Annotated in this window: 9 protein-coding genes; 5 read left to right on the forward strand and 4 right to left on the reverse strand. The window is 33.7% G+C overall.

The genetic code is table 11. The features are described from left to right. Positions 1–21 precede the first annotated feature (21 nt). Positions 22–2,211: an ATP-binding protein gene (locus tag HNS38_RS00350; protein WP_172278077.1), complete on the forward strand. Its 2,190-nt coding sequence runs from the start codon at positions 22–24 to the stop codon at positions 2,209–2,211. Between the two features lie 88 nt (positions 2,212–2,299). Next, positions 2,300–4,432 carry a tetratricopeptide repeat-containing sensor histidine kinase gene (locus HNS38_RS00355; RefSeq protein ID WP_172278075.1) on the forward strand — a complete coding sequence of 711 codons (2,133 nt, stop codon included), beginning with the start codon at positions 2,300–2,302 and terminating at the stop codon, positions 4,430–4,432. Between the two features lie 104 nt (positions 4,433–4,536). On the opposite strand, the gene HNS38_RS00360 is transcribed toward HNS38_RS00355, so the two are convergent. The 4 genes from HNS38_RS00360 to rpmB all read right to left on the reverse strand — a co-directional run bounded on the left by HNS38_RS00360 (position 4,537) and on the right by rpmB (position 9,061). Further along, positions 4,537–5,433, reverse strand: coding sequence for a DNA adenine methylase (locus tag HNS38_RS00360; RefSeq protein ID WP_172278073.1), 897 nt, complete (start codon positions 5,431–5,433; stop codon positions 4,537–4,539). A 61-nt stretch (positions 5,434–5,494) separates the two neighbouring features. Beyond that, positions 5,495–7,990: a TonB-dependent receptor gene (locus tag HNS38_RS00365; RefSeq protein ID WP_172278071.1), complete on the reverse strand. Its 2,496-nt coding sequence runs from the start codon at positions 7,988–7,990 to the stop codon at positions 5,495–5,497. A 4-nt stretch (positions 7,991–7,994) separates the two neighbouring features. Beyond that, positions 7,995–8,633: a carboxypeptidase-like regulatory domain-containing protein gene (locus HNS38_RS00370; protein WP_172278069.1), complete on the reverse strand. Its 639-nt coding sequence runs from the start codon at positions 8,631–8,633 to the stop codon at positions 7,995–7,997. 188 nt (positions 8,634–8,821) lie between these two features. Beyond that, positions 8,822–9,061 (reverse strand): 50S ribosomal protein L28, encoded by a 240-nt coding sequence (rpmB, locus tag HNS38_RS00375; RefSeq protein WP_172278068.1) that lies wholly within the window; start codon positions 9,059–9,061, stop codon positions 8,822–8,824. Positions 9,062–9,396: 335 nt separating this feature from the next. On the opposite strand from rpmB, the gene HNS38_RS00380 reads away from it, so the two are divergent. The 3 genes from HNS38_RS00380 to HNS38_RS00390 all read left to right on the forward strand — a co-directional run bounded on the left by HNS38_RS00380 (position 9,397) and on the right by HNS38_RS00390 (position 12,035). Next, entirely contained in the window at positions 9,397–9,846 is a 450-nt protein-coding gene (locus HNS38_RS00380) for a hypothetical protein (RefSeq protein ID WP_172278066.1), read from the forward strand. 4 nt (positions 9,847–9,850) lie between these two features. After that, positions 9,851–11,047, forward strand: a complete 1,197-nt coding sequence (locus HNS38_RS00385; RefSeq protein ID WP_172278064.1) for an acyloxyacyl hydrolase — start codon at positions 9,851–9,853, stop codon at positions 11,045–11,047. A gap of 148 nt (positions 11,048–11,195) precedes the next feature. Continuing rightward, positions 11,196–12,035, forward strand: coding sequence for a Bro-N domain-containing protein (locus HNS38_RS00390; protein WP_172278062.1), 840 nt, complete (start codon positions 11,196–11,198; stop codon positions 12,033–12,035). Positions 12,036–12,038: the final 3 nt, after the last annotated feature.

Below are 12,038 nucleotides of genomic sequence, written 5' to 3' on the forward strand. Positions count from 1 at the left end.
GAATTTTTGTATATTTATACTATGCGAAAATACATATGTTTAATAGTCCTACTTTTTGGTTTTGGCTGGATTGGTATGTTAGTAAGTTGTAGTCCAGGAAAAAAAGAACTTGAAAGTAAGCTGAGTACTGATGTTGATGATCAAAAAGATGCATTTTTGAATCTTACGTTTAGTATGTTGAGGACTATGCCTGATTCTGCACTATTAATGCTCGATTCTGCGAAAAGGTGGATAAATGAAGGAACTGAATTAGAGCTAAAGCTCATTAATGTAATTGGTACTTATTTTTGGTATCAGGGGCAGTATGATAGTGCTATATATTATTATAGGATAAGTTATTCTAAATCTCTTGAATATGGTAATAAAGAAAGACAATTAGTTAGTATTTCAAATATTGGTGCTCTTTATAATAACTTAAGTTATAACGATAGTGTAATTCTTTATTTGAATAAAGGACTGGTATTAGCAGAAGAGCTAAATGATACAGATCAGAAAGCTAAGATTTATTTTGATTTAGCAATGTTATATACTAGGTTAGATTTTAATCAAAATGCTCTTGAATATATACAAAAAGTAGAAGACCATTATATCAATATGGGTGATTCTATGAAGTTAGCATATTATTATTCTGTCCGAGCTACTGTTTATCAAAATCTCGACAATTTTGAAATGTCAAGAAAGTATTCTTTTAAAGCAATTGAATTGTGCAAAAATCCAAAAAGAAGCTTTTTTCTCTGTAATTTATACAATAATTTGGGTGTCGCTTATTGGCAAGTGAAAGAAGATTATGATAGTTCTAGGGTTTATTTACAGAAAGCTTATTCTCTGCATTCTGATAAAACGAAATCAACTAATTCATATTTAACTACTATTATTAATCTTGGAGGAATGGAATTAAAGGCACAAAACTATACTCTTGGCCTTCGGTATTTACAAAAAGCATTAAGAATAAATCTTACATATGAAGATGAATACAGGGCAGGAGCAATTAATGTTAATATGGGTATGGCTTATTTGGGTTTACAGAAATTAGATTCAGCCAAATATTACTTAAACCGTGGATTAGAGTTATCATTAAAATCAGGGGCTCAAGAGTTTTCGCAAAATGCTTATTCAGGATTATACAAGCTTGAAACATTGCAAGAAAATTATCAATCCGCCAGTAAATATCAGGATAAATTTTATGAAATTAGTGACAGCATAAGCAGTGAAAATGTAAAAAACAGAATTGCAGAACTTGAAATTATTCATGAAACTGCAAAAAAGGATAGAGAAAATCAATTCCTACAGAATGAAAATCAGCTAAATGAAGCACTTATTCATAAACAAAAAATAGTTTATAGTATTATTATAATTAGTTTAATTCTACTGCTTGTTTTTATGGGCTTATTATTGAGTAATAAAATGAAATTGCGTGTTTTAAATGAAGAATTAATAAAGAAAAACACAGAGGTTTCTGAAAAGAATAGTATTATTGAAGAAAAGAATGTAAACCTTGAAAAACAAACCGACCAATTAATTAGTTTAAATCAAACCAAGGATAAATTTTTTAGTATCATTTCCCACGATTTACGAGGCCCCTTCAATAGCCTCCTGGGTTTGTTGGAGATTTTAGAGGAGGATTTTAATGACTTAAATGATGCTGAAAAATTAAAAATCATTAAAAGATTACACTCCAATAGCCGAAATACTTATAACCTGCTTGTCAACCTCTTAGAATGGTCAAGGACTCAACGTGGACATATCACTCCAGACTTCCTAAGTATTCCTTTATATAATTCAGCACAATCCTCAATAACGTTTTTAAGACAGCGGATTAACGATAAAAAGCACGTAATTATTAATAAAATTGATGAAGATATACGTGTAATTGCTGATGTCAATCTATTATTAAGTGTTTTTACAAACCTTATCAATAATGCTGTTAAATTTACACCTGATGGTGGAAATATTATTGTTTCAGCTAAACGAATAGGAGTGAATGTTGAAATGGAAATTAACGATAATGGGATTGGTATTCCAGAAGATCAATTGGATAAACTATTTAGTATAGACACTTCTTTTAGTCGAAAAGGAACCAATGATGAATTAGGGACAGGTTTAGGCTTGTTGACCTGTAAGGAGTTTGTATACTTAATGAATGGAACCTGCAGGGTAGAAAGTAAAGAAGGTAAAGGAACTAGTTTCTTTATACAGTTGAAATCTGCCTAAAGCATTGAAAAATCACCTAGATATTATCCATTTTAAAACTCCACTAAATAGTAAAAGGTATAACCTTTGTTTGATAAAACAGACCTCTATGAATCTTAAATCTTTATACATAATTGCATTAGTATTTCTCAATGTTAATTTGAGTTTTGGTAACTTAAATAAAGTAGATACTGCTGTTATAAATGATTGGATATCCATAAGTAAAAAACTGCTTTTTAAGAAACCTGATTCAGCCAGTTTATTTTTAGATTCAATTTATAATGCTTCAAAAAAGATTGATTATCAATATGGATTGTACAAAACATATAGCTCTAAAGCTGTAATTATTTATATGAGAGGTGATTATGAGCAATCTATTTATGAGTATGAAAAAGCTTTTCCTTATGTAGATGAGAATGTGCCTTTTCAAGAAATCCGGTTATATAATAATATTGCATATTCTTTAAGGAGTTTAGGCTTTCAAGATAGTGCCCTGCTTTATACGCGAAGGGGAAGTGAAATAGCGCTGGAAAAAGGATTGTTTGATTTTTATCAACAATCTGTTTTAGATATAGCTTCTACCTATTTGGATATGGATAAGTATATTGAAGCTGCAGAATACTACCATATTGTTGAGAAGAATACTGAATCATCACAAGATAAAGAATACTTGATCAAAGCGTATAGCTCTTTGGCTATGTTTTATTATCGCATAGAAGACTTTGATAAATCATACGATTTTTATTTTCAGGCGATAAAAATTGATGAGAACTATGATGAACTGGATCTACTGAATGTAAATTATGCGAATCTAGGCCTTTTGTATAAAGATGTTGCTTACGATTATGATTCTGCAATATATTTCTTTAGAAAATCAATTCAGTTGGTACGATCATATGAGTTACCAAGAAAGCAATTAATGGCAAATATCAATATAGGAAATACTTTCATTGACAGAAATATTCTTGATTCAGCAAATTATTATTACGAATTAGTATATAATGATACTTTGCTAGAAGATTTTCCAACATACCAAGCTGCTGTTTATACCAATATGGGAATGTATCATTTGAGGAATAAAGATTATCAGAAAGCCAGAGCATTTTTAAATGATGGATTGGAACTATCAATGAAATATGAGCTTTTAAGATTTCAAAAAAACGCACATAGAGAATTGTCTTCCTTAGATTCCATTCAAGGAAATCACGAGGATGCTTTGATGCATTATAAGTTATTTCATCAAATTTCCGAATCATTGAAGCTCATGGAGGTGAATAATCAAATGGCTATATTGGAATATGAGAAATTTATGGCCAAAGAAAAATACAATTATGAGCTTTTAACTAAAGAAAATGAAAACCAGAATCAAGAAATCATTATCCAGAGAGCAGTGATTGGAACTGTCTTTTTAATGGTTATGGTTTTGGTGGTCATTATAGTAATAGTAAGTAGAAATCGAAAAAAGATTAATTCATTAAATACTGATTTGCAAAGCTCTAATCACAGTTTAGGGGAGCTTAATAAAGATTTAATGCTGCAGAGGAAGGAGATGAAAGACTTATTGATGAGTAAAGATAGGTTTGTTTCGATTCTTGGTCATGATTTAAAAAATCCTTTTACTGGTTTACTCGGTTTGCTTGAGCTTATGGAGTTGGATTGGGATGAAATGCCAGACCAAGAAAAGAAAGAAGGAATTCAACAATTAAATCAATCCTCCATACAAACCTACCGATTATTAGAAGATTTATTAGACTGGGGAAAGACTCAGCAAGGACTCATTAAAGCTGAAAAAGAGGAGTTTAAAGTATTCAATCTATTTCATGAAGTTAAAACAATCTTCTCTTTACAGCTTAAGAAAAAAGAGATCCATTTAGAAATGAGAGCGGAGGAGGGTTATATAGTAAATTCCGATCATAAATTATGTTCTCAAATTCTCCAAAACCTACTGGGCAATGCCATTAAGTATAGTCAAGTGGGAGGCCTTATAAGTATGACCTTGGAAGAACAAGACGGACAAGTTCTCATTTGTGTTATTGATGAAGGAATTGGGATTCCTAAGGATAAAATCCAAGGCTTATTTAAGCTCGATTGTAATTTTAATAGGCCAGGAACACAAAATGAGAAAAGTAGCGGAATGGGCTTGTTGTTAGTGAAAGAATATGCCAATATTATTGGAGCTGAAATACGTGTGGAGAGTGATGTGAATAAAGGAACTGCTTTCTGTTTGGTGATGAAGAAGTAGGCGTTTTAGTGTCTTTCAGAATTAGTGTTTTTTTGTTTACCCCAAAACCCTAAAGTCTGCCTGGCCAAAGCAGATAGACAAGGGAGCAAAAATACCTTTAATTGTTAGTAGTTAGAAATCAACAACTCTGTAAGCAGACCTCTTTTTTTTGAGTTGGAGTTGATTCTTCGTTTTGCCAAAACTCTCTCTATTTTATAATCTTGATATAAAGTATCGAAAAACTCATCCTTTGGCTCGGCATTTCTAAGGTCGGAATTGCTCAATAACCATAGCTTTCCTTGCTCACCAACAATATCACAAAACTCTTTTAACTCTATTTGCTCTTTATCTCCAAATACATTTTGCGAATAGGAATTAAAGTTGCTGCTCCGAGAAATAGGTTTATAAGGAGGATCGAAATAAAAAAGGCTCCTCTCATCGGCAGTATTCAAAGTCTCTTTATAATCGCCATTTAAAATGATAACCTTCCGGAGAAGCTCTGAAAGTGCTAGTAAATTTTTAGCATTACAAATTTTAGGCTTTTTGTAATTCCCTTGTGGAACATTATACTCATTGCTTTTATTTACTCTGTAGAGGCCGTTATAACAGGTTTTATTCAAGAATATAAATAATGCGCTCTGTTCAACTGCTGAGGATTTTCGGGTGTTGAATAAATCACGCTTTTGATAATATATTTGGCTTCTTTTTTCGGGTTCATGTATCAGTGAATTATACTCTTTTTCAAAATCAAATAGTATGGAGGTTAACTCTTTAAGGTGATTCTTAACGCTATCATAGGCTTGGGTTAAATCAGAATTCACATCGTTTATTACAGCTTTCTCAATCTTAGGAAAGCTTCTCATCATCCAGATAAATACAGCTCCACTACCAACAAAGGGTTCAATATATGTAAAACGATCGTCTTTTTTAAATGGAATTCTTTTTTCTATTTCACTTAAAAGTTGAGTCTTACCACCAGCCCATTTCAAAAATGGTTTTGCAGATGTATTATTGATAGTCATAAAGCAAAAATAGGAATTATCATATGTAAGTGGAAGTCTTGAAAAGATTTATTCTCATTTCTTAAAACCTAACCGCCAGTTTAAGATTCAACTGACGTGGAGTTAGATAATTGGGAACCAAATAAACATAGTTTTGATTGTCCTTCACCCAAAGGTAACTCACCACATTTTTAATGTCTAGGAGGTTAAGAATCTCAAAAGTTAAGTCCATATTGGTAAAGTGTTTGAAAACACCTTTGGTTGGTTTTTTGGTTTTTGGTCCTATTATTTCATAGGCAAAACCTATGTCAACACGTCTATACATTGGGGTTCTGGTGATAACTGTATTATAATCCGAATTTGGATAAAAAACAGGAAGTCCAGTGCCAAAGCCCAAATTCATATTCATCTTGAAATTAGGTAACATGGGTAGGTAGTCTTGGAAAAATATATTTACAGTTACTCTTTGGTCGGTAGGTCTAGGTACCCAAACATTTTGTACTTCAGCATTAGGGTCAGCACTGAATATGTCATTATAAAAGTTATCACGGAAAATTTCATTGGTTTTCATGACCGATAAACTCATCCAACTTTCTACTCCTTGCACAAATTCACCATTAATCTTCATGTCGATACCAGTAGCGTATCCTCTAGAGCTATTCTCTCCACTATAAACAATCCTTACATTCTCCACATAGAAAGGAATCAGATTGTCCATATACTTATAGTAAGCCTCTGAGGTGAGCTTAAAAGGTCTTTCCCACATGATAAAATTATAATCGGAACCCACCACAAAATGATAGGAAGCTTGAGCTTTTATTTCAGGATTTAGTGAGCCATCGGGTCTTCGTAATTCCTTATAAAAAGGAGGTTGATAATACACTCCGGCGGCAGCGCGGAATAAAACATCTTTTTCCCATTCTGGTTTATAACTAAATGCCAATCGAGGGCTAACCAAGAATTGCTCATTATAAGTCCAATAGTTAAAACGTGCGCCAACAGTTAAAGACATTTGGTTTTTAGGATGATAGAAATCCCAGTTGTTCTGAAGGTATCCAGTAATACGATTCGAAGCTATTTTGTTATTAGATATGACGGTGTCAAACAAAGTAAATGGATAAACAATTTGTGCTCCTGGGTTCATGTAACCTAATGAGTCAGGAGGATTTGGACTAGAATACCCTGCAGAATCTACCATTTCCCATTCTCGCATTCTATCTTCGAAGGCTTCATGTTGGAATTTTAAACCCCATTGTAGAATACTTAGATCGTTTTCTTTAATACCTTGATGCTCTATGCTATAAACTGTTGCATTGAGTCTGTTTCTAGCATGGTTTAAATAGGTTCCAACGCCTTTGCTTTCTGTAACTTCTCCAAAATCTTCTTGTCCCAAATCTGTTGATAGTTTACCAATCCAATATTGTCCTTGAATGTCATAGTTTTCTCTTTCGAAGCTTTGATAGCCACTTCCTATAAGTTTTAACTGAACATTTTCTTTAGGAGTGTATGTTGTGGTAACTGCTCCAAACCAAGTGTCGAAACGGTCTACTTCCTGTCCATCAAAATAGATTTTCAGTTTATAGGCTTCTTTAATATGGCCAAAAGCAGTTTCTCTATTTTCAGGAGTCAGTTTATAAGAGTTTCTGGCATAATTTCCTAAGACTTCAACTCTCCATTTTGGATGAATCTGATATCCAATTAATGCTTGTAAATCGGTAAAGCTAGGCTTGTATTCTCCTTTGGTATCTAATGAATTGAGGAGGTATTGGTTTGATTTCTGACGGAAGCCAGCAATGTAAGTTAGTTTTTTATTCTTATTGATACCTTCAAAATGGAAAGAACCACCTAATAGGCTGATATCTGCAGAGCCAGCGAATTTTGTAGGTTTACGATATTTAATATCCAAAACCGAAGACATTTTATCGCCATACTTGGCATCGAAACCACCAGCAGAAAATAAGATAGATGAAACCATATTGCTATTGATTACACTCAATCCTTCTTGTTGACCACTTCTCGTTAAAATGGGTCTGTATACTTCAATTCCATTAATGTAGACAAGGTTTTCATCAAAATTCCCTCCTCTCACCGAATATTGTGAACTCAATTCGTTATTAGAAGTAACTCCAGGCATAGTTTTGATTAAAGCTTCTACTCCTCCAGAGACAGTTGGAATGGCTAAGGCAGCTTGAGGATCTATTCTAGTTAATGTGGACTTCCTTACTTCTTTATCTTCAACAATGACATCGCTAAGTTGCTTCGCGGTAGTAAAAAGAGTCATGTTTACCACTTTCTCCAAAGCCTCCTTCATGTTAATCTCAACTTTCTCAGTTTTATAACCGATAAAAGAAAAAACGAGGGTGATTTTTGAATTGGCGGGTATCGAAAGGCTATAGTTTCCATAATCATCAGTTGATGTTCCTCCAGGTTTTCCATCTATGCTTACATTGGCTAAAGAAATAGGGTGTCGATTTTCATCAATCACCTTACCAGAAATTTTTGCCTTTCTATCCTGAGCTTGCAGTCCTATGCTAAAAAGAGCAAAAAGGATGATGATTGGGAAAGTATATATTTTCATATGATTATTTCTTCTTTTTAAAATCGCCTCTTCTCCAGGCTTTTACAAATTTATACCAAGCAATGGGATCTAAAACAGTGAGCGGAGGGCTTTGCCCATTATAATACATTTCATAAGAAACGCGCTTCATGTCCTCATCAAAATTATAAGCGGCACTAGTCTCATGAAAAATCACTTCTTTAGGCTGTTGAATAGCACTAATCTGAAGATTTTTCTTGGCTTGAACCACTTCGTCGTCTTCTATTTCATCATGAATAAAAGACTCCTTAAAATCCCTTTCATTAGCAGGCCAAGGATAAATTATGGTTTCAGCAAGTTCTAGAGTGTCCCTTCCCAATACCTGAATGATGGAATACCTTTCGGTTTCTACCATTTCTGGAATGATATAAAAGGAAGGTTCAAATCCTAAAGCGCTAAAACGAATTGTATCTTGTTCCTGAGCATAGAACGCAAAATATCCTTCTATAGTACTCATTGTTCCTAAATTTTTATTGACAATAATAATATTGGCATAGGAAACTGGTTTTAAACTGTCGTTTTCAACAATAACCCCAGAAAACAAGACTTTGTCTCGGTCTTGAGCTTGGGAGAGGGTAGTCACTAAGCTCAATAAAAATATGATAATATAATACCTCTGATTCATGGCTGGCAAATATAGAAAATATTGATCAGAGCTTTACTAGATAATCCATCAAGATATTGGATTTAAGAATGATTAAGATTGTGAATTCAATTGGCCTGCAGATTAGACCAATATAAGAACCGACAATCAACAAAAAAAGTGCTGCTTGAATGAACAAACAGCACGTTTTGAAATATCTTTACAGGAGTTTATGCGTTATAAAATCCTTTATCTTTTGCATCTTTTAAAGCAACGCTTATACCTTTTTTGTCGATAATGCGCATTCCTTTAGCAGATACCTTCAATGTAATGAATTTATCTTCCTCTGGAACATAGAACTTTTTAGTATGAAGATTTACTTGAAATTTTCTTCTAGTTTTATGATGAGAGTGAGAGACATGATTCCCTGTAATAACTTTCTTACCTGTAATTTCACAAATTTTAGACATCGCTTTAAATTTAATTCTTGTTTCCTAAAAACGGACTGCAAAATAAGTGATTATTTCTCAAATAAGCAAAGCATTTTATAAAAAAACATTCTGAAAACAATAGTCTTGGGTTTGTGGCTTTAAATATGTGTAAATCAGTGGTTAGTGGGTTTTTTTAACTGAGGTAGGGATATGTAGGTAAATTTATTTATTTTTGATTATATATTAATTATCTACCAATCATTCTTCAAAAGATAAACTCTGATAAAGAAAATTGCAGATACAGATAGGTTTTAAGCAGAAAGAAAGTATGAATATGTCATATAATATTGTCTGATTTACAGAAAAAAACGCATATGCAAAACAAATACATTTACAAACTAATGGCTTTATTGTTGGTCATTGGAATGGTTACTACAATGAGTTCCTGTGCCACTATTTTAGGTGGCAGGAAGAATACCATTAAGGTCAATGCAGGCTCTCCCTTAGCTGCAAAAGTATATCTTGATGGAGATTGTATTGGTGAAACTCCTTTTAAAACTCGTATAGAGAAACGGAAAATTCAAGAGGGGAGTTTGATAGAAATCAAGAAAGATGGCTATGAAACCCTGCGATATGAGGTGATTCGTTTTCCTCATGTTGGATATGTAATGCTCGATATTGTAACAGGTGTTATACCTTTAATTGTGGATGTTCTGGATGGAAATATCTATCGTCCAAACACACGAAATATTGAGTATGAATTAGTCCCTATTGCTCGAGATCATTCAAATTTGGAGACTGATAGCAAAACCAAAAACAATTAAGTCTATGAAAAAAGGTATACTTATACTCGTATCACTCTTTATACTTCATGGGCTAAATGCTCAGGATTATCAGAAGAGATTGGAAGATAAAAGAAATAAAGAAGATTATGGTTTTTATAATGTTATTGACGTGAAGCTGCATCATGGACGGTTTCTGAAGAATTCTGGAACCTTAGACGATATTATGGATAATCCCTATAATGCCTATGATATTAGAGTGGGTTTTCAATCTGATGGAAAGCGACAGAAATGGGACCAGTTATATGGATTTCCGGTTTATGGAGTCGGTTTTTGGTCTGGATTTTTTAAAGGTGGTGAGTTAGGGAATCCAAACGCACTTTATATGTTTATGCGTGCTCCCGTGTTAAAGGGTGGTAAGCTAAAGTGGAATTGGGAACTTGGAGTGGGCTTGTCCTATGGATTCACCAAATATGATCCCTATACAAATCCAGATCAACAGGTGATTGGTTCGGATCATAATGTTTATTTTAATGCTGCCACTGGTTTGACTTATGAGTTTGGAAAAAGATGGGATATCACTTTTGATTTTGATGTTTCTCATATGTCGAATGGCTCCACCAGAACCCCAAACTTGGGAATTAACCTTATGGGATTTGCCTTGGGAGGTCGTTATAATTTTAATCCAGTGAAAAATTATACTAAAGATATAGATGGTGAATATCAACCTGCAACTAGACCTGTATTTGAGAGAAAAGTGATTTCTAAATTCCAAAGACATTCTGAGATTATATTATTCGGAAGTATGGGAGGAAAGACTACTACTACTCAAATTTATGATGGGCCTACCTATTTTGTTGCTTCAGCTTCTGTGGATTATGCTTGGTGTTATCATCATGTTGGTAAAATCGGTATTGGTTTCGATGGATTTTATGAATCTGCCCTCAGAGATTATCCAGAAAAAATTGAAAATGCCAGTTTTGGTGATTTATCATACTATGGAATTCATATTGCTCATTATTTGAGAATGTACAGATTAACTCTTGTGACACAACTGGGGTATAATTTATCTTCTCATGTTAGTCATAAAGGAAATACTTATATCCAAGTTGGCGGAAGTTATGACTTAACAGAAAAATTGTTTTTCAGAGCGGCTTTAAAAACTAGAAATGGTGCTGTTGCTGACTTTATTGAGTGGGGAATGGGATATCGAATTCCTTTTGCTTATGGTAAGATGAGATAGGGGGGATTGTTTGGTGGTTTATTATAAATTCGACTTAGGTTCAGGCTGAAAAAAGAAAGTGCAGGATTGAGGAATCATAAATAAGAAGCCAGATGTAAAAGCCACTCATAAATAGCATTGACTTATATTTAAAAAAATAGAGGGTAAGATGAGCAATCAAGAAAACAAACTCGTAGTATTTCAAGACAAAAATATTCGCAGAGTATGGTACGAAGAAGAGTGGTTTTATTCTGTTGTAGATATTGTTGAAGTACTTACTGAAAGCCCTACTCCAAGGCAATATTGGGGAAAGGTAAAAGCCCGTGAATTTGTAAAATTTCAGTTGTCCCCAATTTGGGTACAACTGAAATTAGAGGCAAAAGACGGCAAAAAATACAAGACAGATTGTGTTAATACCAAAGGAGCATTCAGGATAATTCAATCCATTCCCTCGAAAAAAGCAGAACCTTTTAAACAATGGTTGGCACAAGTTGGGAAAGAGCGGTTAGACGAAATTGAAAATCCCGAACTGGCACAAGAACGAATGAAAGCCATTTACGAGCAAAAAGGTTATCCGCAAGATTGGATAGATAAGCGCCTCAGAGGAATTGCCATTCGCCAAAACCTAACCGATGAATGGAAAGCAAGAGGTATTACCGAGAAAAGGGATTATGCAATATTGACGGCAGAAATTTCAAAAGCCACTTTTGGAATGACTCCAAGTGAATACAAGGATTTCAAAAAACTGCCAATTAAATCAAAAGTTAATCTACCTGATAATATGGATGATTTAGAGCTGATATTTACGATGTTGGGCGAAAGGGTTACGACAGAAATCTCACAGAATGAAAAACCTGAATCATTTCATGAAAACAAAAACGTAGCAAAGAGAGGCGGAAAAGTTGCTGGCGATGCTCGTGAAAGCACAGAGAAAGAATTGGGACGAAGTGTCATCTCGGAGAAAAACCATTTAGAAATAGGTCAAGGAAGTTTAGAGATAGATGAGTAGAGC

The sequence above is a fragment of the Lentimicrobium sp. L6 genome, from assembly GCF_013166655.1.
In the GTDB taxonomy this organism is placed as follows: domain Bacteria; phylum Bacteroidota; class Bacteroidia; order Bacteroidales; family UBA12170; genus UBA12170.